Source organism: Streptococcus cristatus ATCC 51100, from assembly GCF_000222765.1.
GTDB classification, from domain to species: Bacteria; Bacillota; Bacilli; order Lactobacillales; family Streptococcaceae; genus Streptococcus; species Streptococcus cristatus.
On record NZ_AFUE01000006.1, the window covers coordinates 399,446 to 425,534 of the forward strand.

A 26,089-nucleotide genomic window follows, 5' to 3' on the forward strand; every position below is an offset into this window, starting at 1 on the left:
TTAGTCCTCCAAGGCTGCGCGTAAATCGTCTACCAAATCTCGACTATCTTCGATCCCAATCGACAGACGCAGCAAATCATCAGTCAAGCCATAAGAATGGCGCACTTCAACAGGAATATCTGCGTGAGTCTGGGTCGTCGGATAGGTAATCAAACTCTCTACTCCACCCAAACTTTCCGCAAAGGTAAAGACTTTCAGGCTATTTAAGAGATGAGGAATCTTGCTTTCATCGACAACTTTAAAGGAAATCATGCCGCCCTTACCTGGATAGAGGACCTCTTTTACCGCAGGAGATTTTTTCAGAAAAGCAACTACTTCTTGTGCATTCTGAGTAGAGCGCTCCATACGGAGAGCCAATGTCTTGAGTCCACGCAAAAGCAGATAGCTGTCAAAAGGAGACAGGACTGCTCCAGTTGTATTGAGATTATAGAAAAGCTTATCATAGATGGCAGCATCATTGGTCATGATGGCTCCAGCCAAGACATCATTGTGCCCGCCCAGATACTTAGTTGCAGAGTGTAGGACAAGATCAGCTCCATCCTCCAGCGGTCTTTGGTAAATAGGACTGTAGAAGGTATTATCCACAATGACAGCTGCTCCTCGCTCGTGCGCCGCTTGGGAAATACGGGCAATATCAAACTCCACCATCAGAGGATTGGTCGGTGTCTCGATATAGACAATATCTATATCCTCTGTCAGATTATTCAGAAGATCTTCTTCCGTATTGGCATAGGTAAAGGCAAAGCGCCCTTCTGCTTCAGCCTGAGCAAACCAACGGAAAGATCCACCATAGAGATCCCGAACAGCCAAAACCTTACTGCCGACTGGAAAGGCACTAAAGGCTAGGACAATAGCCGACATACCTGAGCTAGTCGCTAAGGCATAGTCTGCACTTTCGATAGCAGCTAGAGTCTCTTCCAAGCTAGCCCGTGTAGGGTTTTTGGTTCGAGTATAGTCATATCCTGTGGACTGGCCAAACTCTGGATGCTGGTAAGTCGTTGAAAAATGCAAGGGGGTTGTTAAGGCACCTGTTGTTGTGTCTGATTTTACTCCCGCTTGGGCTAACAAGGTATTTAATTTCCGTTCTCTCTCCATTTAACCGTTCCTCTTTTTTTAAAATATTCTACCTTTCTATTGTAACATCTTAAGAAAGTCTTGAGCTTTTTTCTTTTCAAGAGCTAGCTATAGTCTGAAACTATAGAGTAATAATTCATAAAAAAAGAGTCGCTGAACGACTCTTCGTTTCTTATTTCATTCTTAATCGTTGGCGTAAACTATCTGCCTTTTGTCCGATAAAACGGTCTATGAGCCGAACTTTGAGAGACAGTACGATATAGACGAGCATTCCGACTCCTCCAACGGCAGCGACATAGATAAAGCTGTACATCCGATTAGTTGGCTGGAAGATAAAGCTTAGTAGATACTCGACAAGCAGAACCAAGATCACCATGGCAATTGTGAGAATCATACTCAACAGCAGGCGCTTCAATAGATTCTTAGGATTCAAACCAACAACCTTGCGAATTTCTCTAAACATGAAGAAGATTGGCAGTAAAAGACCGACGGTCGTTGAAATCAAAGGACCATAAGCATGGAAGAGATTGATCATCGGCACCTGCAGACTAAGCTTGACAAGAACTCCATAGAAGAAGTAGAGAATGGCTTTCTTGTTTTGGAACAGAGCTTGAATCATCGGAGCCAGAACTGTATAAGTGCTGAGAATGATCGTCTGCAACATAGCGCAGATAAAGAGCCCCAGTGCTAGACTATCTGGCTTACCATAGAAAACGGTATAGAGCGGACTAGCCACCATAACTGCTCCCACTGTTGACGGAAAGATGAAGAAGAGCAACATACTAAGATTATCTTGCACTAGGCGAGCAGCCGAGCGAAAGTCACCCTTGACATAATTCTCGGTCAAGAGAGGAATCCCGACACCACCGATAGAAGTTGCTACCGCAATTAAAATCATGGTGATTTTATTCGGATTAGCTGAGAAGTAGGCGAATTGCACTAGGAGCTCTGATTTTGTATAATCGCTAATCTGGGTCATAATGTTGATAAAGGTCGCCTGGTCAATGATCTGGAAAAGCTGAATGGCAGAGCCCGTAATGATGAAAGGAATGGCTTCTCGTATGGTATCCCAGAGAAGAGAACGACCACTAATTCCCGCAGACTTTTTAGGCTTTCTCAGGATAGAGCGCAGCATACCCGTTTTTGCTAGATAGAAAAGTAAGACGAGCATACTTGCCAGCATCCCGACAAAGGCAGCAAAAGTAGACTGGGTCACAGCTTCAACATAGTCACCTGAACCGATTTTCATAATGAAATAAGCCGTCAGTAGCATCCAGATAACCCGAATCACCTGCTCCGAAATCTGGCTAATCGCATACGGTTTCAGATTATTAAATCCTTGGAAAAATCCCCGAATGACACTCATAGACGGAAAAATGAGCACGGCCCAAGACAAACTCTGCATGACTGGAATCAGGTCAGCCCCGCCACCAGACATTGAGGCAAAAACCGGTGCCATCAAGTACATGATGATTGCAAAGATCAGTCCCAAGGCCAGCATGAACTTGAGGAACTCTCGAATGAGGGCAAAGCTGTGTTCCTCCTTGTCAATCGTATTGTACTTAGCAACTTGCTTGGCAACAGCTACCGGTACTCCTGCTGTGGAAACCAAAAGGAACCAAGCATAGATATTGTACCCCATAGTAAAGAGACCGTTCGCTTCCGCCCCATGCTGGCCCATCCAGATGTACCAAGGGATGATATAAACAGCCCCAAGAAGGCGGCTGATAAAATTACTAGCAGTCAGCCAGGCAGTCCCTCTTAGCATTTTCTGCTGCTGGCTTGTTGTTTCTTGGCTCATAGAAAACCTCTTCTATTTGTTCTTCTTTTATTATAAACTTTTCCTTGCCTCTTGTAAAACATAGCCTTTCGGTTTACAATAGAGATATGATAAAAATTGAAACAATACTAGATATTTTAAAAAAAGACCAAAATTTTCGTGAAATCATCGCTGATGGAGACTACTACTTCAACTATCAGGACTTGACCTTTGATAAGATTAGCTATGATAGTCGCAAGGCAGATAGTAGAACTCTCTTCTTTGTCAAGGGCGAGCATTTCAAGCGGGAATTTTTAGAGAAGGCTGTAGCAGCTGGACTAGGGTTTTACCTGAGTGAGACTGACCTCGAAGTCGGAATTCCAGTGCTTCTGGTCAATGATATTAAACAAGCTATGAGTCTCATTGCTATGGAATTTTACGGTCACCCAGAGCAAAAACTTAAACTTTTGGCCTTCACTGGTACCAAGGGCAAGACCACAGCGGCTTATTTCGCTTATAATATTTTAAAACAAAGCCACAAACCAGCCCTGCTTTCTACTATGAATACCACTCTGGACGGTGAAACTTTCTTTAAATCAACCCTGACCACTCCTGAGAGCTTAGACCTCTTTGAGATGATGGCTCAAGCTGTAGCCAATGCTCGTACCCATCTCATCATGGAAGTCTCCAGCCAGGCCTATCTTAAAAAGCGAGTCTACGGCCTAACCTTTGATGTGGGGGTCTTCCTCAATATCAGCCCTGACCATATCGGCCCGATTGAGCATCCGACGTTTGAAGACTACTTCTACCACAAACGACTCCTGATGGACAATAGCCGAGCTGTTGTCGTCAATAGTGGCATGGATCATTTTCAAGTTTTAGCTGAGCAAGTGGCCAACTACGGCCACGACTTCTATGGACCAGACTCCGCCAATAGTATCCTGCAATCGCAAGCCTTCTCCTTTGAAGCACAAGGAAAGTTAGCTGGTTCCTACGATATCCAGCTGATTGGTCGCTTCAATCAGGAAAATGCCATTGCTGCTGGCCTAGCCTGCCTACGACTTGGAGCTTCATTGGAAGATATTCAAGCTGGTATTGCCCAGACACGAGTGCCAGGACGCATGGAGGTCTTGACCCAGTCAAACGGCGCCAAGGTCTTCGTGGACTATGCCCACAACGGCGACAGTTTGGCTAAGTTGCTGTCCGTCGTTCAAGAGCATCAAAAAGGACAGACTGTACTTGTACTAGGGGCTACTGGCAATAAGGGAGAAAGTCGACGCAAGGACTTTGGTCTCCTACTCAACCAGCATCCTGAAATCAAAGTCATTTTAACCGCAGATGATCCAAATCGTGAAGATCCGATTGCCATCGCAAAAGAAATTGCTAGCTACATCTCCTTTGAGGTGGACATGATTGCTGACCGAGAGGAAGCCATCAAAAAAGCCATCAGCCTGACTAGTGCTGAAGGCGATGCAGTCATCCTTGCTGGCAAGGGAGCGGATGCCTACCAAATCATCAATGACCAAAAGGTTCCCTATCCTGGTGATTATGCACTGGCAGAAAAATACATATAAAAAAGGACTTTCAAGTCCTTTTTTATTATCCATTCCACATCACTAAGACGTAGAGCAAGCTGCTGCCTACCATATCAGCAAAGGCGTGTGCCAAAAAGAAAGGCAGCAAGTTTTTAACCTTGTATTTATAAAAGAAATAATAGAACAGACCGAAGACCACGCCAATCAGAAAAGCAGAGACTAGCCCCTGATAGGTATGGACAGAAAAGCGAACCAGCGTTGAAAAGCCTAAAACCCACCATTTGCTCTCTTCTTTCACCGATGTGAGCAAGCCTAAGAAAAAGAATTCCTCATAGACACCATTGAATAGAGAATAAAGAATGACGACAGGTCCTAGCGCAGCTAGTTTGCGAAAAACTTCGACAAAGGTCCAGTCGATATGCTGCAAGATTTCTAAGTCAAAATAATTATAGGAACCGACTAAAGCTGCTATCACATCAGAAGTCAGACCGACAACCACAAAAATCAAGGGTGCCCACAGAATAGACCAAGATAAGCGTAGTTTCAGTTGTTTAAAATCATAATGACGGATGCCTAGATAGAGCAGAGCCAGCACCAGCAGGAAAACTTGCAATTTCAAATTACTCAACAAGGCAAAATTTTCATCCTCTGGTCTGGGCACGATTGCTTGTCCTACAGAGCTGGACATCGTAAGCCAATTTACTGTTGAGGAATAAATAAATTGACCAAACATAATAGCGGCTAAAATCAGCATATCGAACCATCTAAGGTTCTCCAGTGGTTGCTCGGGATAGATTTTTTTCAACATTGTCATTCATATTCCTTTCCCAAATTCTATATACTACTATAGCACAGAATATGGCAAAATGACAGGTGGGTTTGTCTAATTTTTCCCTCATTCTAAAAACTATCAGTCCAATTGGAAGACTAGGCGCTCTTTGTCAAAGCTGGCCTGTAATTCATACTTACCAGCCTCATTCTGACGAATGTAACCTAGAATCACCAGACTATCGACAAAAATGTCTCGACGCTTCTGCAGGAGCTCATCCTTACGGACATACTTGAGGAGGAAAGTCGTCATATACTTGAGGGCATACTCTGGATTCACATCTCCCAAAATAGCATAAAGGGGCTTCTGCTCCTCAGACAACGGATACTGTCGCTGCATTTTATAAAAATAATTGGACAAGGTCAGTTTATCTCTCTGAAAATCGGTCTTTTCCAGCAGAATAGCCGCATTAGTCTGATTGGTAAGCTGAGTCTCAAAGCGCAAATTCAACAATTCCTGATAGATCGGACTATCATCTCGAATAAAAACTTCCTGATCCAAAGATAGATTTTCTAGTTTCTCCAAAAGCGGCACTTGCTGATAATAGCGCTTATTCTCCCGCCGAATATAGCCCGCCTTGATACATTCCTCCATGAAGCGATCTAGATTGGGAAAGCCCGCAAATTCACGTTTGATTTCTCTTAAAATCACATCATCCTGCTGATCCAGATAATTGATTAGTTTTTCAAATAAGGGCTGTCGTGTCAGCCGAGTCGGATTTATAATTTTAATCATGAAGCTCTCCTTTAAAAATGAGCTTGGCTGATTGAGCCAACTGACTGGGATTGGTTCCGGGCTGCCCTACAGGCACTGCTAAGCCCAATTCCTCATAATAAGCCTGCCAAAACGCAGAAACCACATTTTCACCATCACCAAACTGCATGGGAATGGTCTCAAAAATTGGCAAAATCTGAGCAATATATTCCGAACAGTAAAATCCCTCGCTCTCAGGATAGAAACTAGCATTATAGGACTTGCCCAGATGGGATTTGGCTTCTTTGAAGGCGGCAGAGGCATCTATCTCTGGATAAGTAAAGACATGATAGATGTCCCCTTCTTCCAAAAACTGGCTCAAGGGTTGATGCGTCACTCCCTTGTCCTGCGTTGCATGGTAAATCTCACCATCAAAAAAGATACCCACATGACTATAAGAGCCCGTAGCTGTCCGAATCGCTGCTGCCATATCGGATTTCCCAACTGTAAACAATAGATCACCATTTTGTAAATCTTGAATCTTCATTTCTCTCGTCTATCAAAAAAGGAGCCGAAACTCCTTTACATGTGCGGAAAACCAGTGTTTCCTATTTGAGCTGTCACTCAGGAAATTAAGCATTAAAGCTTTCAGTCAACTGAGGCACGACTTGTTTCTTACGTGAAACGGCACCAGCCAAGAAGGCATGGTTATTTTCAAGTTTGAAGTTGAAAGCTGCTTCTACCTTGTCCATGTTTGCGCCAATTGCAAGGATTTCTGAGTTTGAGTTGACGATGTCTGTAATCATCAAAACAAAGTCAGAATAGCCATTTGCTGCAATAGCTGCTTGCATTGCTGCCTCGATTTCTGATTGGCGTTCCAAAACTTCAGCAATATCTACAGTGTTGACTTGTGCTACACGGACATTGTTTCCGTTCAATTCAAAAGTCTTAGCATCAATGTCAATCAATTCTTCTGCAGACTTGCTTGCCAAGTTTGTACCAGCCTTCAGCATAGCGAGACCGTATTCTTCCAAGTTCACACCTGCTAACTCAGCCAACTCAGGAGCAATATCCTTATCACTTGGGTGTGTCGTTGGAGATTTCAAGAGAAGTGTATCTGAAATCAAACCAGATAACATCAAACCAGCAAGCTCTTTAGGAACAGCCACACCGTGTTCTTTGAACATACGGTAAACGATAGACGACGCTGACCCAACAGGTTCCAAACGCATGTAGAGTGGGCTTGCAGTTTCAAAGTTAGCCACACGGTGGTGGTCCACCACGCCATAAACTTCCACTTCAGCAATATCTGAAACAGACTGTTGGAATTCGTTGTGGTCAGTCAAGATAACTTGCTCTGCACCTTCCGCTTTAGCGGATGTAATGACGCGTGGTGCTTCTACACCAAAATAGTTCAATACAAAGGCTGTTTCTTCATTTGGAGTCCCAAGAGCTACTGCTTCTGTATCCAAACCGTAAGCTGTTTTTGCAAGATAAGCAAAGGCTACAGATGACCCGATGGCATCTGAGTCTGGATTTTGGTGACCAAATACTAGAATCTTAGACATGATAATACCTCTTTGTTTTTAATAATATTTATTCCACTTATTTTACCACAATTATAGGTATTTCACAAAAGGAGAAGGATATTTTCTTGAGAAAAATTGTAGCTTTGCAATAGAGGGCTAAGCTGAACCTTCAAAATAATCATCCAACCTTAACCGTCGATACAAGTATCATCTCTTATGAAAGTCCCCCAGAAGAAACGCTTGCTTTATCATTTTTATTTCCTGTGAAAGGATTGTTTCCTAAAAAACAGCCCCATCATAAGATAGGACTGAAAAATTTATCAATTTAGCGATAGAGGCGATCGTCACTACTATTTAAGTGACTGTCTCTTCTCCCGTTTAGCCAATAGAGGCAAGATGACGCCTAAACTAATCAAGACAATCGGTGTCAAGATATTTGTCATCAGAGAGAAGCGCCAACCAGCTGGATCAACTGCATAGTCTACTTTGGGAACCATACCTAAAATACAAGCAAAAGCTGTGAAAAGGAAGCACCAAGCTCCGATGATAAAGCCAAATTTTGGATTTTTAGTAAGTTTGTATTCCGCATCCTTGTATTTCTTCCAAGCTTTATTGAGCAACATATAAGCCACGAATACCCAAAGATAACGCATCGGCATAACAATAGAGTTAAGATTAGTCATCCATTTAACCAGACCGTCAATTTCCTTGATTCCAAAGATTGGTAGGACAATCAGGAAACTTACCAAAATCCCTGTCAGGATATAACCGTTAATCAGTACACCTTTTGATGTCCGCTTGCGTAGCCAGCTTGGGACAAATTCTTCGTCTGCATTATTGAGCAAGATTTGTAGAGGCGCGTCAATTGAGAAGGCCAAGGCAGCAATCTGTCCGACCATATTGGTCAGGGCATAGATGACTACCAGTACATTGCCTACACCCCAGTAGTTGCCCAGCATTTGAAAGGCTTGGTAAGCACCGTTTCGCATCAGGTCTTCAGGAATATTGCTGCCATCAAAAAGCATGCCCATAGCAATAGAGCCTAGGATAGCAGAGGCACCAACCATGACAGCCATGACAATCATCCCCTTTGGAAATTCCTTGGCTGGATTGCGAGTTTGGTTAACGTAAGGCGAAATCTTCTCAGCCCCACCTACCGCAAAGACCAAAAGTGAGATAGTCGTAAAGTATGAAAAATCAAAATTAGGAATGTAAGTGCTGAGCTTGTCCATATTAGCCGTTGCAAACTGCATATCCGGCTTGATAAAAGGCGCACCGACCGCTAAGAGAACAAAGAGGAAGGACATAATCAGCATCGCACTTCCAGCTAGTCCACCAATGACCTTGAGCGTGGACAGTCCCTTGGTAGACAAGTAGAGAAAGGCACCGAAAATCAGCAAACTAAGAATAACAATCCAGTGAATATCCAGACTGCTCAAAAAATCGCCATTTCCTTGGATAGCCCATCCTAAAGGAATCAGAACTCCCTGTGGCTTTTGAGCCAAGTAGGGAATATGCACTACCCAGTAAGTCCAAGCCGCAAAATAAGCCAAGCGCTTGGTAGAGGTCTTCTCCACCCAGTCGCTGACACCACCTCCGCTCTCCTTGAAGGTCGAGCCTAGCTGCCCCACGATGAGGGCATAGGGAATAAAGTAAATGGCCAGGATAAGAATCCAAGAAACAACGACCGAAATCCCTTGTTGGGAGTAGTTGTTGACCACATTTCCCAGACCCCAAACCATATTAAAGGCAATCAGGGACACCATCAGCCAAGTCAGCTGGTTCTGATCTTTTTTCATCATTTCATCTCCTTTGAATATAAAATAAATAGCTCCATAAAATTATACCATGTTTTTACATTTTTTGTAACCGTCTTCAGCATATTTTGTCCAAAAAAAGAGCTACCCGTAGGTAGCTCAAGTTCTATTCTTAAAGTGAGTTCACGTCAACCTTGATACCAACACCTTGAGTAGTTGTGATTGTCAAGTTTGTTACGTAAGTTCCTTTAGCTGTAGCTGGTTTTGCTTTTTGGATTGTTTCGTTGAACGCTTTGAAGTTTTCAACCAATTTTTCAGCTTCAAATGATACTTTACCGATGATTGCTTGAACGTTACCTGCACGGTCAGCACGGTAAGTGATCTTACCACCTTTAGACTCTTCAACTGCTTTAGCAACATCCATCGTTACAGTACCAGTTTTAGGGTTTGGCATCAAGTTACGTGGTCCAAGGACACGTCCAAGACGTCCAACAAGAGCCATCATGTCAGGTGTAGCGATAACTACATCAAAGTCCAACCAACCGTCGTTAATTTTCGCAACGAGGTCATCTTCACCAACGAAGTCTGCACCTGCAGCTTTTGCTTCTTCAGCTTTTGCACCACGTGCAAAAACAAGAACGCGTGAAGTTTTACCAGTACCGTTTGGCAATACCATTGCGCCACGGATTTGTTGGTCAGCTTTTTTAACGTCGATATTCAAGTTGTAAGCAACTTCTACAGTTGCGTCAAATTTTGCAAAGTTAGTTTCTTTTGCAAGTGCTACAGCTTCTTCTACACTGTATGCTTTTGTGCTGTCGATTTTCTCAAGAGCAGCACGAAGTTGTTTGCTTTTTTTAGCCATTTTCTATTCTCCTTGTAAGTGGTTCAATCGATTTTCATCTCCCACGTCACTCCTCGAAATGATGAAGTCTTGCGGGTTATATTGGGGGTGTTATTGATTAGTCAACAACAGTGAATCCCATAGAACGAGCAGTACCTTCGATCATACGCATTGCAGACTCAATGTTTGCTGCGTTCAAATCTGGCATCTTAGTTTCTGCAATTTCTTGTACTTGTGCACGAGTAACTGTAGCAACTTTCGTTTTGTTAGGTGTACCTGATCCTTTTTCAACACCTGCAGCTTTTTTCAAAAGAACAGCAGCTGGTGGTGTCTTTGTAACGAAAGTAAATGATTTGTCTTCGTATACTGAGATAACAACTGGAATGATCATACCAGCTTGGTCAGCTGTACGAGCGTTGAACTCTTTTGTGAATCCCATGATGTTGATACCAGCTTGACCAAGAGCAGGTCCAACCGGTGGAGCTGGAGTAGCTTTACCAGCAGGGATTTGCAATTTTACAAGTTTTTCGACTTTTTTAGCCATTTTTAAATCCTCCTTTGTGGTTTTGGCGGTAATTAGAGATTTTTACCTCCCACAAGTATGCTTTTTGCACACTTTTCTATTATACACTAATCTTTTCAAAATGCAAGAAAAATTCTTATATTTTCTCGTTTTTATGGTAAAATAGTTACATGGTATTATTAAAAATTGCTTCTGTATTATTTATCTTTTTAACACTTATCTTATCGATTATCGCGGTGAAGGTCTTCAGACTAAGAAAATTTGGTTTGAATTTTGCAGATTTGGCTTTCCCTTTTTTTGCTATAGAGTTATATATCATTTCAGACAAGGCCTTCTACCATAGTCTGTTACCCCACCTATTATTAGTATTGTCTGGCCTAGCTATCGCCATCACAGCTTATTTTCTTAGGAAAAAACGGACTTTCTACTATCCCAAGTTCTTTAAATTTTTCTGGCGGGCTGGTTTTATCTTGACCTTCTTTATGTACCTAGCCATGGTCATCGCTCTCTTTTTATAAATGTAAAACAAAACCCATCGGGCAAATCCGATGGGTTTTCGTATGCGGAACTTACAAGTCATGCTTTATATCTTTCGATTCTCTTACTTTTATTCATGAATTTCTAAAGGCAGACCATCCGGATCAAAGAAGAAAGCCATCTTACGGCCATCAAAGTCATCATAGCGCAGCTCGGTATGGGGAATCTCCAAACGATCAAATTCCGCTAGCGTTTCTTCAACATCTGTCACTCGGAAAGCCAGATGCCGCAACCCAGTATGCTCTGGTGCAGGCAGGGCTGGCCGCTGGGGAGCCGCTTCCTTGATGAAAATTTCCAGTGTCAAATTCCCTTTGCGGACATTAAAGAGAATGTCCTGCTTGTCGGGCCGATGGTGCTCATCCAGCATGTCAAAGCCCAGCTTATCCACATAAAACTCCCTGGTCTTAGCATAATCATGGCCAATAATCGCAATATGGTGAATGCTATCTAGTTTCATAGCTTTTTTCCTTTCATTCTTCAGTAGAGAAAATCTGCCGGCTAACTGCTGGCAGATTTTTATTTACATGATATTATTCTTGTTAACCAACTGCTCGGGAAAAAGTTTAACTTGTCTGCAACACTTTTCTCGGCTTGGTTCCTTCGGCCGGCCCGATAACGCCTGCTGCTTCAAGTTCTTCCATGAGACGAGTGGCTCGGTTAAATCCGACTGAGAGTCGTCGCTGAATCATAGAGGCACTGGCTTTCTGAGTCTCAATAACCAAGGCCTTGGCTTCCTCAAAGAGCGGATCACCCTCATCGTCGCCTCCGCCAGTATCCAAATCACTTTCAGATACTTCGCCTGGATCAAAACTGTCATCATAGTCAGCTTCAGCTTGATTCTTGACGAAGGCTACGATTCGCTCCACATCTTCGTCTGAGATAAAGGAGCCCTGCAAACGAACCGGATGGTTTTCATCAATCGGCTTAAAGAGCATGTCTCCACGACCCAAGAGCTTTTCCGCTCCATTTTCATCTAGAATGGTCCGGCTGTCTGTCCCGCTGGAGACTGCAAAGGCAATCCGAGACGGCACATTGGCCTTAATCAGACCAGAGATAACATCCACAGATGGCCGCTGGGTAGCTAGAATCATGTGAATCCCAGCCGCACGCGCTTTCTGTCCCAGACGGATAATGGCGTCTTCCACTTCCTTGCTAGCCACCATCATAAGGTCTGCCAGCTCGTCCACGATGACGACGATTAAAGGCAGGGGCACTTGCTTATACTCTGACTGAGCATTGTACTCAGCTACTTTAGCATTGTAGCCAGCGATATTACGGGCACCGACCTTGGAGAAGAGTTCATAGCGATTTTCCATTTCGTCTACAACCTTCTGTAGGGCGCGGCTGGCCTTGCGAGGATTTGTTACGACTGGGATAAGCAAGTGGGGAATGTCATTATAAACAGACAGCTCCACCATCTTAGGATCCACCATCATAAACTTGACTTCATCCGGTCTGGCTTTCATGAGAATGCTGGCGATAATGCCGTTGACGGCCACAGATTTACCAGAACCAGTAGAGCCCGCCACCAAGAGGTGAGGCATCTTAGCCAAGTCAAAAGAACGGACAGAGCCGTTGACAGCTTTTCCTAGAGGGATTTCTAAGAGCTTACTAGCATCCGTCTTAGACTGCTCCCAAAGTTCTCGGAAAGTCACAGTCGCAATTTCAGAGTTGGGTACTTCGATCCCAACAAGAGACTTTCCAGGAATCGGCGCTTCAATCCGCACATCCTTAGCAGCTAGGGCAAGAGCCAAATCATCAGCCAAATTGGAAATCCGATTGACACGAACACCGACAGCTGGCTTAACCTCGTACTTGGTAACAGAAGGTCCGATTTCAGCCCGCTCGACAGTAACCTTAATCCCAAAACTAGCAAATGTTTCTTCCAAAATCTTGATATTCTCTCGGACAATCCGCTTTTCTTTGGACTGATTTTTGGGCTTATCAGGCGCAAAGAGATTGATAGTCGGTAATTTATAGTCTAGACTTTCTTTAGCTGTAAAATCCACTTCTACATCTGTATCTGCCTCTGCTTCTTCTATTTCCTCTTCGCTGTCAAAGTCCAGGGGCTCATGAGGATCATACTCTCCCGATTCAGCATATTCCGCCTCATCAAAGTCCATTGGCGAATAGGACAAATCCTCTACATCTAGAATCTCTCCCGTTTCAGGATCCACTTCAGCTTCTGCCTGCTCTACCTCAATGGCTTGCATAGCTGCCTGTGCAGCTTTCTCCTCCTGCTCAAGAAAACGAAGCTGACGTTTTTCTTCCTCTTTTTCTCTCCAGTTTTGGAAAGCCACGCTAAATTTCTCAGCAAGATCGTAAAGCGACCATGGACTCATGAGCAGAGCACCCAGCAAAATCAGGAGCAGCCCGATAAAATAAGAGCCGATATTTGAAAAAAGAAAAGAAATCGGAGCATAAAGAGCCGCCCCAATCAGCCCCCCGCCAGCAAATGAGGACACTTTAAAGGCCAACAAATCTGTCAGAACTCTTGTAAGCGTTGTAGATAAAACCTGCCCTTTCAAATGCAAAACATGAACAAAATAGGCTTGAAAAATCAAGCTGAGTCCTAAGAAAAAGCTGATGAAGCCTGAAATCTTTCCTTCATGTTTATGCAGCCACTTAAAGAAAAAGAGATAAAACAAGGAAGTTAGAATCGCCACATAAGCCAGACTCCCTACTAGAAGCCGAATTAAGTTATAAATGGTGACGCCAAAAGCCCCCAGCTTCAAAGCAGCAAACAACAAAGCGAGAGCCAAAACAAAGGTGACTATCATCCGTCGAATCGCTTTCTGTCTTTCTAATTCTGCTTTTGTCGGTCGTCTCGTAGTCCGACCATTTTTTGTATTTTTCTTATTTGCCATAACTTTCATTATACCATATTTTAAGATCTTCTAAAGAGAAAACTAGCTGCCTTTTGCAACTAGTTTCTGCCTTATTCTTCTGGCAAAATCACCCAGAAAATGAGGTAGGGAAGAAGTCCGATCCCATAAGCGAAAAAGGAAACTCCCCAGATAACACGGATAATAACCGGATCTATATTAAAATATCGAGCCAAGCCGGAGCAAACTCCCGCAATGATTTTATCATTAGCACTTCTTGTTAAACGTCTTGCCATAATCAAACTCCCTTCAAATCAACGATAGATTTTTATCAAACGAAACCAATGATTTTTATCTTATTTTACCATAATTTTTCCTCAAATAATTGTTGGAACTTCACTATCGCCCTCAAAATCTTCAACTTTTTCTTAATTCGGGAAAGGTTTCTGGATACGCCCTAGTATAAAAGGCGAGAGCGGTCCAACCAAGAGGAAGTTGAGGGGGACTGCCATTACAAAGTTTCTTCCCCAAGCTCCCAAATAACGTTCCACTAACAAGGATGCACCCTAATATTTTGCCAGCGCTTATGATGATCTTTCAAAAAACGAATGGCCAGTTCTTTGGCCAAGGGTCCCACTAAAAGAACATCTATTAGAAATGCTACTATAAAACCAGATGAACAAGATAGCTTCCTTAAAATTTATAGGCATAAGCAATTCATTTCTGAAGTATAACATTCATTTTAGAATATATATTTTTATAGAAAGCGGAAATTTCAAGAAAGTGTTTCTATAGCTCAGATTGGTAATCTTTAGCTATTTTTGCTAGACTATTTAGAAGAAAATATCGGAAAGGAGAATAGTATGCGAGCAGGTGTGATTGTCTACAATCCTTTCTTGGACAAGATTTTGCTCATTCACCGCTGGAAGAATGGACAAGAGTATTTCGTGATTCCCGGTGGGACTATCGAACTTGGAGAAGGACCTCTAGAAGCCGCCTTACGGGAAATGAAAGAAGAAGTCAATCTTAGTTTTTCTGCTGACCAGCTGTACACAGTTTTTTCCCTGAATAATCAGGGCAAAGAGGAGTATTATTTTTACACCAGTCTAAGTACGGCCGAGACTCCCCTCATGCAGGGCGAGGAAGCCCGGCGCAGTGGTTCCCAAAACATTTACCAGCCCGAATGGGTCAGCTTGCAAGAACTTTACAACCACAATCTGCGTCCAGAAAGCCTTAAATCCCTGCTCTTGGAATTTCTGACGCAGGAAAGTTTGAAAAACTAAAGCACTTATAGTAAAATAGCAATAGTTCATAAACTTATGCATAGAAAGGTTATTTATGAAAAAAATCATTCTTTTTAGTCTTTTATCTGCACTTGCTCTGACGGGCTGCTCCACTAAAGAAGATTCTACTACCAAGTCCTCCAGTGCTCCTAAGCAGTCTTCTGCTACCGATACCAGTTCTGAGGCAGCTGAAGCTCAAAAACTCCGTGAACAGTACAAGGATGCCATGACCAATGAAAATGCCAACTTCCCACAACTATCTACAGAAGTTGCCGAAGATGAGGCTGAAGTCAAGATTATCACAACACAAGGGGACATTCGCCTCAAGCTGTTTCCTAAATACGCTCCTTTAGCTGTCGAAAATTTTCTGACACATGCAAAGGAAGGCTATTATAACGGTGTAATTTTCCATCGCGTTATTAATGATTTCATGATTCAGACCGGCGATCCTAAAGGAGATGGCACGGGTGGCGAATCCATTTGGAAAGGCAAGAATGAGTCTATTGACTCAGGAAATGGCTTCAAGAATGAATATTCTCCCTACCTCTACAACTTGCGTGGCGCACTAGCCATGGCTAATGCTGGAAAAGACACCAACGGCAGTCAATTTTTCATCAACCAAAGCAAGAAAGACTTATCCAAACAATTACCGACCGACACCTTCCCAGCTAAAATCATTGAAGCTTACAAAAACGGCGGAAATCCAAGCCTTGACGGTGGCTATACTGTCTTTGGTCAAGTCATTGAAGGCATGGACGTAGTAGACAAAATTGCTGCCACAGAAACTGGCGATAAAGATAAACCCAAAACAGATATTAAAATCGAAAAGATTGAAATTATAAAAGAATAGGAAAAAGTCAACTCGAGTTCTCTCATCTTATGAGTTAGGTCTTAGTGTCAATAAAACAAAAAACCAGTCCCCAAAAAACGAGGACTGGTTTTACTATGCATTTTTCTAATCATCCAGCAGTTCAACTCCGCTTTTAAAGTGAGATATGTAGCTTCTAACTTTTGAGAATAAGGTAGATGCTGAGTCTGCAATTAGATTTTACTGGACATAATTACCACCTGTAAAATGATAATACTCTTCCAGTGTGAGACCAGATTCGGAAATTTCCTTGGCCTCTTTTCCTACATAGCGTAAATGCCAACTTTCAGGCACATAGCCAGTAGACCCCTCCTTGCCAACAGGATAGCGTACTACAAAACCATATTTATAGGCATTGTCCAAGAGCCACTGACTAGCTCCAGCTTCTTCAACCAGATTGCCGCTACTATCAATCAGATCAAATGCTAAACCAGTTTGGTGCTCGCTGTAGCCTGGTCTTGCCGAATAGCGATCAGCCGCAGCTAGTCCATCTCGATTCACATAACTTTGATAAAGGCCGACCTGAGTTTGATAGCTACGAAAACCGCTATATTGGTTGCTGATAGGATAACCTTTGGACTGCATATCTGCGATTAACTTAAGTAGTTCTGCTTTAGCAGTCGGATTCTCACCTGGATTGTAGTCAGCTGATAATGGATAGTGTTTATTGGCGATGACTATTTCGTCATATTTCCCTTGAACGCTATAGTAGCTGCCATTGTAAGAAACATTTTTATCAACAGTTACGTCCTGCTTTTGCTCCTTTTTAGACTCCGCACTATCCGATTCACTCCTTGTATCTTGGCTAGATGCCTGGTCTTTTTCAGCCTCTTTCTTTTCAACAGATACCTTTGAGCTACTGGTCTGCTTGTTTGTACTACTTTCAGTCTTGTCTTTGGCTGCTGAGCAAGCACTTAAAACCAAGACTGACATTGCTAGAAAAATAAGTTTATTATATTTCATTGTATTCCACTAACTTTCTGAAACTTCAATATTGTAGATTGCAAAGGAATTTCCGGTCGGCTTTAAATAGTAAGTTTTATTTTTTCGATTGACACTATTTGGAGTACTATCAATATGGTGAACTGTATAGTCTTCATAAGTCGTCACAATATAGGAGCCGTTCTCCTCTCTCACTTCACGGATATCCAAAGCTCCTGGATCGTAATAATCAATTTTCGCCTTCTTGACACCACCACCTGTAGTCCACTCAACCATTTCCTTGTATGCTGGACTAGAAGTGTCATAATATTGAGCATAATAATTAGAACGATTAGAGACCGATCTGAAAACAGCCGTGCGATATTCGCTAAGGAAATTGGTGATTTTTGCCTTGTTAGCTTCTACCTTTTTAGCTTCTTCGTCCTTTTCTTTGATCTTATCTGTCACTTCTTTAGGTAAAGATAAAGCAACATCAAGCGTGTCTCCCTTGACAACAATACTTTCCTTGTTGGTTACAAAAGTGTTATCAGCAACAACAAATTTAGCATAAACTTCCAGTTCTTGATGTGGTACGACTTGAATATCTGTTTCCAAGCCACCACCAATTTCCTTGCCATTTACAACAATTTTAAGGTCTGCTGCATTTGAAGCTTCTGCTGGCATAATAACCTTCAATCGTTTCTTTTCAGATTTAAGATCCAATTTAATTTCATTATTCTTAGCAGTTGCTAAATCAAGCTGAATCTTACTCTCAATTTCTCCGACTTCCGTCTTCCCTTTAAGGGTAAATTCCTGCTTGATAAAATGATATTTGCCAATATTCGTTTCAGCATTCTTACTCAAAGGAAGGCTTTTCTTATCTCCTGCTTTGATACTCGCATTGTCTAAGTTCGTGTTAACCTTAACTTCTACTGGATAGGCCACTATTTGATATTCCTGAAAAATACCAAATTTCTTGCTTTTTTCAGTTACACCTAAAAGTTTATTCTGATTGTCATCAATATAGGCTGATTTTCCCTTTGACTTAGCAATGTTGTCCAGCTCGGTCTCAATATTGATTTCTTGACTCTCTAAGTGCTCGACCAAAGCCCTCGCGTCTGCACGTGTCCACTTATCTGAGTTAGAAGAAAGTAAGTTTGCGATTCCATCATAATCCTTTTTAGTAACCGCTTTTGCAAAATCATCCGTAACAACTTTAACACCTGTCACCGAGCTCAAATAAAGAAAGGCTGCCACCAAAACAGAAAGTAGAATAAGAGGAAAAGTAATCAGCATGACTTTCTTCTTCGATCTTCTTTTTTGTATTGGTTTTTGAGGCAATTCCGATTCCAGTAATTCAGAGCGAATAGGCAAATTAGCAAAACCTTGATTTCGTGCTTCTAAAAACTCCTCTTTAGTCGGCTTTCTACCAATATTCGTCTCGAAAGCTTGCAGCCAATTCTCCCGTTGCTCTTGGTATTGATCCGATTCTGAAATCTCTTGCTTTTCTTCTTTAGGAGAAGCCTCAACAAATTCTTCTTTGAGAAACTCTACAGCTGGCTCCTCTTGCCCAAAATTTTGTTCCTGAGTCACCGAGCTTTGCTTCTCTTCAGCTGGCCTATCGTTACTTTGTCCTGCAGGAGCCGCAATAGAAATAATCTTCTTGGGATCAAAGTCAGAACGTTTTCCTTTTAAAAACTCATCTGCGGTTGGCTTTCTACCAATGACTTGCTCAAAAAGCTCAACCCATTTTTCTTTCGTTGCCATAAATCACCTCCAAGAACTTTACATCATCATAAGACTCATCAGTAATGAGAAAGCGATGAAAGTAAAGATAAATGTAATCACACTATTGACAATAATTGCCAGTAAATATTTATAAAAAGGATCCATTGACGTGCTGGATTTTGAATAAATCAAAGCAAAGGTTGCTCCGACCCCAATTAACACTAAGCCAATCCATGCTAGAAAGAGGGAAACAGACATAATCCCAAGTAAACTAAATAAGGCAGAAAAAGCCACAAAAGGTAAGACAATCGCATAGAGTCTGCCATACCAGTCAAATGCCTTATTAAAGCTAAAGCTTCCATCCTTATAGACCATGCGTTTTACAGCAAAGCCTCCTAAAATAATGGAGAAAAGAACGAGGGCTGCCGCTATCAGTGAGACCAAGAAAAGTCTAAAATCAAAAGTCGGACCACTGTAAAAGCCAAAACTCACCGAAGAAATAATATTATAAAAATTATAATTCACCACAATAGCCGCAAAGAAAACAATCAATCCTAGGGAAAGATAGCCATTTAATTTGCTACTTTCAACTTCTGAAGTTGGCGACTTCCAAGCAGAAACAAGCCAAGCCCAGAAACCCTTCATTGTTTTAGAAAATTCACTTGGTTGCGCAGGCTGTTGCTGACTGTAGTAGGCCTGTGGTACTTGCTGGAAATTCTGTGCATTGAACTGACCTTGCGGATTGTTTTGATAAGCTTGGTGATTGAAGCCTTGCGGACCAGAAGATTGAGGCTGACCAACAAACTGGTTAGGTTGCCCACCATTTGGTTGTTGATAAGGATATCCCTGTTGAGCAAATGATTGTGCTTGATTAGCAAATTGGTTTTGGTTAGGCTGTTGCTGACAATGTTCTTGATATTGCTGCCCAGTTGGCTGAGTGAACGATGCTTGCCCATTCTGTTTCTGAAAGCATCGTGTTGCTGAGCATAATATTCACCGTTTGAAGCTACTCCTTGTGCTGGAACAGAGTCTGATATGATTGAGCCAGTTTCACTTCCAACTTGATGTGCACTTGCCACCTCAGGTTAAACAAACTCACCAGCTAGCAAAGCTTGAGCAATTTCTGCATTCGTTGCTGAACGACCATTCACAGCTTCAAAATATTCGAGCCAATCTTGCTTTAACATATAAAAATCTCACATCAATAAATGATTATCCTTATATTAGTATACAAAAAATCAGGTAAAAATTCAATCAAGGCATTAGGCACGCATAACCACCCAAAAATATGAAGTAAGCCAAATACTTTAATCAAAAAGTAAAAAGACCACATCCTATATGGATACTATCTAATTTACGAAAACTTATAAATTATAGAGGCATCATAGAAAAGCAAAAAACCAGAACCCATAAAATATAAAAAAACAACAGCATATAGCCGTTGTCTTCTATGAATTAGCATATCGGGAAGACAGGATTCGAACCTGCGACACCTTGGTCCCAAACCAAGTACTCTACCAAGCTGAGCTACTTCCCGATCATAAGTAAAAACGGAGTCATATGACCTCGTTTCCCTTCATGCACCCTAGAGGAGTCGAACCTCTAACCGCCTGATTCGTAGTCAGGTACTCTATCCAGTTGAGCTAAGGGTGCCCTGTCGCATATCCGCTATGCCGAGGACCGGAATCGAACCGGTACGATCGTTACCAATCGCAGGATTTTAAGTCCTGTGCGTCTGCCAGTTCCGCCACCCCGGCCTCAAAGCGAACGACGGGATTCGAACCCGCGACCCCCACCTTGGCAAGGTGGTGTTCTACCACTGAACTACGTTCGCATCTCTATCCAAAAAATGCCGGCTACATGACTTGAACACGCGACCCTCTGATTACAAATCAGATGCTCTACCAACTGAGCTAAGCCGGCTCATTTATATTTCTATGCGGGTTAAGGGACTTGAACCCCCACGCCCTAAAGCGCCAGATCCTAAATCTGGTGCGTCTGCCAATTCCGCCAAACCCGCGCTTATGACCCGTACTGGGCTCGAACCAGTGACCCTTTGATTAAAAGTCAAATGCTCTACCAACTGAGCTAACGAGTCTTTCTTCTTGAAACTGTCTAACAATTTCAACGGTCCCGACGGGAATCGAACCCGCGATCTTCGCCGTGACAGGGCGACGTGATAACCGCTACACTACGGGACCTATATGGGAGTTAACGGGATCGAACCGCTGACCCTCTGCTTGTAAGGCAGATGCTCTCCCAGCTGAGCTAAACTCCCAAAAAGGAAGTACTCCGACTTCCTATCCTGCTAAGCGACTACCATATCTCACAGGGGGCAACCCCCAACTACTTCCGGCGTTCTAGGGCTTAACTTCTGTGTTCGGCATGGGTACAGGTGTATCTCCTAGGCTATCGTCACTTAACTTTTTGAATTAACTTACAACATCTTGTTGCCTTGTCAACTCAAAATTGAATAACTACTCAAAGCTCACAATACTTGCCAAAAGCTGCGCTCAATGAAAATTGGATAAGTCCTCGAGCTATTAGTATTAGTCCGCTACATGTGTCGCCACACTTCCACTCCTAACCTATCTACCTGATCTTCTCTCAGGGCTCTTACTAACTTGCGTTATGGGAAATCTCATCTTGAGGTGGGTTTCACACTTAGATGCTTTCAGCGTTTATCCCTTCCCTACATAGCTACCCAGCGATGCCTCTGGCGAGACAACTGGTACACCAGCGGTAAGTCCACTCTGGTCCTCTCGTACTAGGAGCAGATCCTCTCAAATTTCCTACGCCCGCGACGGATAGGGACCGAACTGTCTCACGACGTTCTGAACCCAGCTCGCGTGCCGCTTTAATGGGCGAACAGCCCAACCCTTGGGACCGACTACAGCCCCAGGATGCGACGAGCCGACATCGAGGTGCCAAACCTCCCCGTCGATGTGAACTCTTGGGGGAGATAAGCCTGTTATCCCCAGGGTAGCTTTTATCCGTTGAGCGATGGCCCTTCCATGCGGAACCACCGGATCACTAAGCCCGACTTTCGTCCCTGCTCGAGTTGTAGCTCTCGCAGTCAAGCTCCCTTATACCTTTACACTCTGCGACTGATTTCCAACCAGTCTGAGGTAACCTTTGGGCGCCTCCGTTACCTTTTAGGAGGCGACCGCCCCAGTCAAACTGCCCGTCAGACACTGTCTCCGATAGGGATCACCTATCCGGGTTAGAGTGGCCATAACACAAGGGTAGTATCCCAACAACGCCTCCATCGAAACTGGCGTCCCGATCTCATAGGCTCCTACCTATCCTGTACATGTGGCACAGACACTCAATATCAAACTGCAGTAAAGCTCCATGGGGTCTTTCCGTCCTGTCGCGGGTAACCTGCATCTTCACAGGTACTAAAATTTCACCGAGTCTCTCGTTGAGACAGTGCCCAAATCATTACGCCTTTCGTGCGGGTCGGAACTTACCCGACAAGGAATTTCGCTACCTTAGGACCGTTATAGTTACGGCCGCCGTTTACTGGGGCTTCAATTCATACCTTCGCGTTTCCGCTAAGCACTCCTCTTAACCTTCCAGCACCGGGCAGGCGTCACCCCCTATACATCATCTTACGATTTAGCAGAGAGCTGTGTTTTTGATAAACAGTTGCTTGGGCCTATTCACTGCGGCTGACTTATGTCAGCACCCCTTCTCCCGAAGTTACGGGGTCATTTTGCCGAGTTCCTTAACGAGAGTTCTCTCGCTCACCTGAGGCTACTCGCCTCGACTACCTGTGTCGGTTTGCGGTACGGGTAGAGTATGATACAACGCTAGAAGCTTTTCTTGGCAGTGTGACATCACTCACTCGCTACTAAACTTCGCTTCCCATCACAGCTCAACGTTACAGGTATAAGCATTTGACTCATACCACGCCTCACTGCTTAGACGTACATCCATTCGTACGCACGAGTTAGCCTACTGCGTCCCTCCATCACTTCATACTCTAGTACAGGAATATCAACCTGTTGTCCATCGGATACACCTTTCGGTCTCTCCTTAGGTCCCGACTAACCCAGGGCGGACGAGCCTTCCCCTGGAAACCTTAGTCTTACGGTGGATGGGATTCTCACCCATCTTTCGCTACTCATACCGGCATTCTCACTTCTATGCGTTCCAGCGCTCCTCACAGTACACCTTCTCCACACATAGAACGCTCTCCTACCATACCTATAAAGGTATCCACAGCTTCGGTAAATTGTTTTAGCCCCGGTACATTTTCGGCGCAGGGTCACTCGACTAGTGAGCTATTACGCACTCTTTGAATGAATAGCTGCTTCTAAGCTAACATCCTAGTTGTCTGTGCAACCCCACATCCTTTTCCACTTAACAATTATTTTGGGACCTTAGCTGGTGGTCTGGGCTGTTTCCCTTTCGACTACGGATCTTAGCACTCGCAGTCTGACTGCCGACCATAATTCATTGGCATTCGGAGTTTATCTGAGATTGGTAATCCGGGATGGACCCCTCACCCAAACAGTGCTCTACCTCCAAGAATCTCTATGTCGACGCTAGCCCTAAAGCTATTTCGGAGAGAACCAGCTATCTCCAAGTTCGTTTGGAATTTCTCCGCTACCCACAAGTCATCCAAGCACTTTTCAACGTGCCCTGGTTCGGTCCTCCAGTGCGTTTTACCGCACCTTCAACCTGCTCATGGGTAGGTCACATGGTTTCGGGTCTACATCATGATACTAATTCGCCCTATTCAGACTCGGTTTCCCTACGGCTCCGTCTCTTCAACTTAACCTCGCATCATAACGTAACTCGCCGGTTCATTCTACAAAAGGCACGCTCTCACCCATTAACGGGCTCGAACTTGTTGTAGGCACACGGTTTCAGGTTCTATTTCACTCCCCTTCCGGGGTACTTTTCACCTTTCCCTCACGGTACTGGTTCACTATCGGTCACTAGGGAGTATTTAGGGTTGGGAGATGGTCCTCCCAGATTCCGACGGGATTTCGCGTGTCCCGCCGTACTCAGGATTCTGCTAGGTACAGATTCTATTTAAAATACGAGGCTCTTACTCTCTTTGGCTGACCTTCCCATGTCATTCTTCTATAAAATCTGAGTCCACATTGCAGTCCTACAACCCCGAAGAGTAAACTCTTCGGTTTGCCCTCCTGCCGTTTCGCTCGCCGCTACTAAGGCAATCGCTTTTGCTTTCTCTTCCTGCAGCTACTTAGATGTTTCAGTTCACTGCGTCTTCCTCCTCATCTCCTTAACAGAGATGGGTAACAGGTAGTACCTGTTGGGTTCCCCCATTCGGACATCCCCGGATCTGCGCTTACTTACAGCTCCCCGAGGCATTTCGTCGTTTGTCACGTCCTTCATCGGCTCCTAGTGCCAAGGCATCCACCGTGCGCCCTTACTAACTTAACCTTATTTTTGACCTTTCAGTCTTAAACTCATTAATATTCACAGCGTTTCGGTTTATTTTCTTGTTACTATTTGATATAGTTATTCAATTTTCAATGGACAAGTTTAGAATAGTTTCCACTATCCTAATGGAGCCTAGCGGGATCGAACCGCTGACCTCCTGCGTGCAAAGCAGGCGCTCTCCCAGCTGAGCTAAGGCCCCACAAGACCTCTCAAAACTAAACATGACGACCAATGGCTTCCGTTTTTCCTTAGAAAGGAGGTGATCCAGCCGCACCTTCCGATACGGCTACCTTGTTACGACTTCACCCCAATCATCTATCCCACCTTAGGCGGCTGGCTCCTAAAAGGTTACCTCACCGACTTCGGGTGTTACAAACTCTCGTGGTGTGACGGGCGGTGTGTACAAGGCCCGGGAACGTATTCACCGCGGCGTGCTGATCCGCGATTACTAGCGATTCCGACTTCATGTAGGCGAGTTGCAGCCTACAATCCGAACTGAGACTGGCTTTAAGAGATTAGCTTGCCGTCACCGACTTGCGACTCGTTGTACCAGCCATTGTAGCACGTGTGTAGCCCAGGTCATAAGGGGCATGATGATTTGACGTCATCCCCACCTTCCTCCGGTTTATTACCGGCAGTCTCGCTAGAGTGCCCAACTAAATGATGGCAACTAACAATAAGGGTTGCGCTCGTTGCGGGACTTAACCCAACATCTCACGACACGAGCTGACGACAACCATGCACCACCTGTCACCGGTGTGCCGAAGCAAAATCCTATCTCTAGGACGGGCACCGGGATGTCAAGACCTGGTAAGGTTCTTCGCGTTGCTTCGAATTAAACCACATGCTCCACCGCTTGTGCGGGCCCCCGTCAATTCCTTTGAGTTTCAACCTTGCGGTCGTACTCCCCAGGCGGAGTGCTTAATGCGTTAGCTGCGGCACTGAGTCCCGGAAAGGACCCAACACCTAGCACTCATCGTTTACGGCGTGGACTACCAGGGTATCTAATCCTGTTTGCTCCCCACGCTTTCGAGCCTCAGCGTCAGTTACAGACCAGAGAGCCGCTTTCGCCACCGGTGTTCCTCCATATATCTACGCATTTCACCGCTACACATGGAATTCCACTCTCCCCTTCTGCACTCAAGTTAAACAGTTTCCAAAGCGTACTATGGTTAAGCCACAGCCTTTAACTTCAGACTTATCTAACCGCCTGCGCTCGCTTTACGCCCAATAAATCCGGACAACGCTCGGGACCTACGTATTACCGCGGCTGCTGGCACGTAGTTAGCCGTCCCTTTCTGGTAAGATACCGTCACAGTGTGAACTTTCCACTCTCACACTCGTTCTTCTCTTACAACAGAGCTTTACGATCCGAAAACCTTCTTCACTCACGCGGCGTTGCTCGGTCAGACTTCCGTCCATTGCCGAAGATTCCCTACTGCTGCCTCCCGTAGGAGTCTGGGCCGTGTCTCAGTCCCAGTGTGGCCGATCACCCTCTCAGGTCGGCTATGTATCGTCGCCTTGGTGAGCCGTTACCCCACCAACTAGCTAATACAACGCAGGTCCATCTGGTAGTGGTGCATTTGCACCTTTTAATTGACTATCATGCAATAGTCAATATTATGCGGTATTAGCTATCGTTTCCAATAGTTATCCCCCGCTACCAGGTAGGTTACCTACGCGTTACTCACCCGTTCGCAACTCATCCAGAAGAGCAAGCTCCTCCTTCAGCGTTCTACTTGCATGTATTAGGCACGCCGCCAGCGTTCGTCCTGAGCCAGGATCAAACTCTCATTAAAAGTTTGAGTTCTCACTCATTTCTGTCACTGACAGATTTATTGTTTTTTCTTTGTTCAGTACTACAACATATGTTGTAGCGCCCTGCACATTGGTTCGTCTTGTTCAGTTTTCAAAGGTCTCTTTATCGTCTCTCTCAAGTCGACAACTATATCAGTATATCACCTAT

Annotated in this window: 19 protein-coding genes, 10 tRNA genes, 3 rRNA genes and 1 pseudogene; 4 read left to right on the top strand and 29 right to left on the bottom strand. The window is 44.0% G+C overall.

What is annotated here, in order from left to right; genetic code table 11:
• Both HMPREF9960_RS05355 and HMPREF9960_RS05360 read right to left on the bottom strand, forming a co-directional pair.
• Positions 1–1,095, bottom strand: coding sequence for a cystathionine gamma-synthase (locus HMPREF9960_RS05355; RefSeq protein WP_005589441.1), 1,095 nt, complete (start codon positions 1,093–1,095; stop codon positions 1–3).
• Between the two features lie 151 nt (positions 1,096–1,246).
• Complete coding sequence (locus HMPREF9960_RS05360; RefSeq protein WP_005589439.1) at positions 1,247–2,875, bottom strand: putative polysaccharide biosynthesis protein; 1,629 nt, start codon at positions 2,873–2,875, stop codon at positions 1,247–1,249.
• Positions 2,876–2,961: 86 nt separating this feature from the next.
• Here HMPREF9960_RS05360 and HMPREF9960_RS05365 point away from each other — a divergent pair, with 86 nt between their 5' ends.
• The gene (locus HMPREF9960_RS05365; protein WP_005589437.1) at positions 2,962–4,407 is read left to right on the top strand and encodes a UDP-N-acetylmuramoyl-L-alanyl-D-glutamate--L-lysine ligase; all 1,446 of its coding nucleotides are present in this window, start codon (positions 2,962–2,964) and stop codon (positions 4,405–4,407) included.
• Between the two features lie 25 nt (positions 4,408–4,432).
• Here HMPREF9960_RS05365 and HMPREF9960_RS05370 read toward each other — a convergent pair whose 3' ends face one another.
• The 7 genes from HMPREF9960_RS05370 to rplK form a co-directional block, all read right to left on the bottom strand.
• A complete protein-coding gene (locus HMPREF9960_RS05370; RefSeq protein ID WP_005589436.1) occupies positions 4,433–5,182 on the bottom strand; it encodes a CPBP family intramembrane glutamic endopeptidase in 750 nt (249 codons plus the stop codon).
• A 96-nt stretch (positions 5,183–5,278) separates the two neighbouring features.
• The gene (locus HMPREF9960_RS05375) at positions 5,279–5,932 is read right to left on the bottom strand and encodes a DUF1803 domain-containing protein (RefSeq protein ID WP_005589434.1); all 654 of its coding nucleotides are present in this window, start codon (positions 5,930–5,932) and stop codon (positions 5,279–5,281) included.
• Complete coding sequence (locus tag HMPREF9960_RS05380) at positions 5,925–6,437, bottom strand: YiiX/YebB-like N1pC/P60 family cysteine hydrolase (protein ID WP_005589433.1); 513 nt, start codon at positions 6,435–6,437, stop codon at positions 5,925–5,927. Before HMPREF9960_RS05380 ends, HMPREF9960_RS05375 begins: the two co-directional genes overlap by 8 nt.
• A gap of 85 nt (positions 6,438–6,522) precedes the next feature.
• Complete coding sequence (locus tag HMPREF9960_RS05385; protein ID WP_005589432.1) at positions 6,523–7,458, bottom strand: manganese-dependent inorganic pyrophosphatase; 936 nt, start codon at positions 7,456–7,458, stop codon at positions 6,523–6,525.
• Between the two features lie 311 nt (positions 7,459–7,769).
• The gene (locus HMPREF9960_RS05390; protein ID WP_037586218.1) at positions 7,770–9,218 is read right to left on the bottom strand and encodes an APC family permease; all 1,449 of its coding nucleotides are present in this window, start codon (positions 9,216–9,218) and stop codon (positions 7,770–7,772) included.
• Between the two features lie 130 nt (positions 9,219–9,348).
• On the bottom strand, positions 9,349–10,038 hold the full coding sequence (rplA, locus tag HMPREF9960_RS05395; RefSeq protein ID WP_001085675.1) for a 50S ribosomal protein L1: 690 nt from the start codon (positions 10,036–10,038) through the stop codon (positions 9,349–9,351).
• A gap of 97 nt (positions 10,039–10,135) precedes the next feature.
• Positions 10,136–10,561 carry a 50S ribosomal protein L11 gene (gene rplK, locus HMPREF9960_RS05400; RefSeq protein WP_001085808.1) on the bottom strand — a complete coding sequence of 142 codons (426 nt, stop codon included), beginning with the start codon at positions 10,559–10,561 and terminating at the stop codon, positions 10,136–10,138.
• A gap of 149 nt (positions 10,562–10,710) precedes the next feature.
• Between rplK and HMPREF9960_RS05405 the strand changes: the two genes are divergently transcribed.
• Complete coding sequence (locus HMPREF9960_RS05405; RefSeq protein WP_005589256.1) at positions 10,711–11,058, top strand: DUF3397 family protein; 348 nt, start codon at positions 10,711–10,713, stop codon at positions 11,056–11,058.
• A gap of 89 nt (positions 11,059–11,147) precedes the next feature.
• Here HMPREF9960_RS05405 and gloA2 read toward each other — a convergent pair whose 3' ends face one another.
• From gloA2 to HMPREF9960_RS11155, 4 genes are all read right to left on the bottom strand, one after another.
• Positions 11,148–11,534, bottom strand: a complete 387-nt coding sequence (gloA2, locus tag HMPREF9960_RS05410; protein WP_005589255.1) for an SMU1112c/YaeR family gloxylase I-like metalloprotein — start codon at positions 11,532–11,534, stop codon at positions 11,148–11,150.
• Between the two features lie 106 nt (positions 11,535–11,640).
• Positions 11,641–13,944: a DNA translocase FtsK gene (locus HMPREF9960_RS05415; RefSeq protein WP_005592167.1), complete on the bottom strand. Its 2,304-nt coding sequence runs from the start codon at positions 13,942–13,944 to the stop codon at positions 11,641–11,643.
• Between the two features lie 71 nt (positions 13,945–14,015).
• Positions 14,016–14,198: a PspC domain-containing protein gene (locus tag HMPREF9960_RS05420; protein WP_037586205.1), complete on the bottom strand. Its 183-nt coding sequence runs from the start codon at positions 14,196–14,198 to the stop codon at positions 14,016–14,018.
• 132 nt (positions 14,199–14,330) lie between these two features.
• Positions 14,331–14,414: a hypothetical protein gene (locus HMPREF9960_RS11155; RefSeq protein WP_479688004.1), complete on the bottom strand. Its 84-nt coding sequence runs from the start codon at positions 14,412–14,414 to the stop codon at positions 14,331–14,333.
• 351 nt (positions 14,415–14,765) lie between these two features.
• On the opposite strand from HMPREF9960_RS11155, the gene HMPREF9960_RS05425 reads away from it, so the two are divergent.
• Both HMPREF9960_RS05425 and HMPREF9960_RS05430 read left to right on the top strand, forming a co-directional pair.
• A complete protein-coding gene (locus HMPREF9960_RS05425) occupies positions 14,766–15,185 on the top strand; it encodes an NUDIX hydrolase (RefSeq protein WP_005592237.1) in 420 nt (139 codons plus the stop codon).
• A gap of 55 nt (positions 15,186–15,240) precedes the next feature.
• Complete coding sequence (locus HMPREF9960_RS05430) at positions 15,241–16,035, top strand: peptidylprolyl isomerase (RefSeq protein ID WP_005589251.1); 795 nt, start codon at positions 15,241–15,243, stop codon at positions 16,033–16,035.
• Positions 16,036–16,233: 198 nt separating this feature from the next.
• On the opposite strand, the gene ldcB is transcribed toward HMPREF9960_RS05430, so the two are convergent.
• The 16 genes and pseudogenes from ldcB to HMPREF9960_RS05510 form a co-directional block, all read right to left on the bottom strand.
• Positions 16,234–17,016: an LD-carboxypeptidase LdcB/DacB gene (ldcB, locus tag HMPREF9960_RS05435; RefSeq protein WP_005589250.1), complete on the bottom strand. Its 783-nt coding sequence runs from the start codon at positions 17,014–17,016 to the stop codon at positions 16,234–16,236.
• A gap of 9 nt (positions 17,017–17,025) precedes the next feature.
• A complete protein-coding gene (locus HMPREF9960_RS05440; protein ID WP_005589248.1) occupies positions 17,026–18,741 on the bottom strand; it encodes a TcaA second domain-containing protein in 1,716 nt (571 codons plus the stop codon).
• A gap of 18 nt (positions 18,742–18,759) precedes the next feature.
• Positions 18,760–19,668, bottom strand: a pseudogene (locus tag HMPREF9960_RS11065) (DUF6574 domain-containing protein); the annotation flags it as partial.
• Between the two features lie 497 nt (positions 19,669–20,165).
• Positions 20,166–20,239: transfer RNA gene (locus HMPREF9960_RS05450), tRNA-Pro, on the bottom strand.
• 42 nt (positions 20,240–20,281) lie between these two features.
• Positions 20,282–20,355 (bottom strand) — tRNA-Arg (locus HMPREF9960_RS05455).
• Between the two features lie 18 nt (positions 20,356–20,373).
• Positions 20,374–20,459, bottom strand: a tRNA-Leu gene (locus HMPREF9960_RS05460).
• Between the two features lie 5 nt (positions 20,460–20,464).
• A tRNA-Gly gene (locus tag HMPREF9960_RS05465) sits at positions 20,465–20,536 on the bottom strand.
• A 16-nt stretch (positions 20,537–20,552) separates the two neighbouring features.
• Positions 20,553–20,625: transfer RNA gene (locus HMPREF9960_RS05470), tRNA-Thr, on the bottom strand.
• 15 nt (positions 20,626–20,640) lie between these two features.
• Positions 20,641–20,722: transfer RNA gene (locus tag HMPREF9960_RS05475), tRNA-Leu, on the bottom strand.
• Between the two features lie 5 nt (positions 20,723–20,727).
• Positions 20,728–20,800, bottom strand: a tRNA-Lys gene (locus tag HMPREF9960_RS05480).
• A 30-nt stretch (positions 20,801–20,830) separates the two neighbouring features.
• Positions 20,831–20,903, bottom strand: a tRNA-Asp gene (locus HMPREF9960_RS05485).
• Positions 20,904–20,907: 4 nt separating this feature from the next.
• Positions 20,908–20,980, bottom strand: a tRNA-Val gene (locus HMPREF9960_RS05490).
• Between the two features lie 29 nt (positions 20,981–21,009).
• Positions 21,010–21,125 (bottom strand): 5S ribosomal RNA (gene rrf, locus HMPREF9960_RS05495).
• Between the two features lie 100 nt (positions 21,126–21,225).
• Positions 21,226–24,123 (bottom strand): 23S ribosomal RNA (locus HMPREF9960_RS05500).
• Between the two features lie 126 nt (positions 24,124–24,249).
• Positions 24,250–24,322 (bottom strand) — tRNA-Ala (locus HMPREF9960_RS05505).
• 53 nt (positions 24,323–24,375) lie between these two features.
• A 16S ribosomal RNA gene (locus HMPREF9960_RS05510) occupies positions 24,376–25,922 on the bottom strand.
• The 16S, 23S and 5S rRNA genes sit together here with 10 tRNA genes alongside, the layout of an rRNA operon.
• Positions 25,923–26,089: the final 167 nt, after the last annotated feature.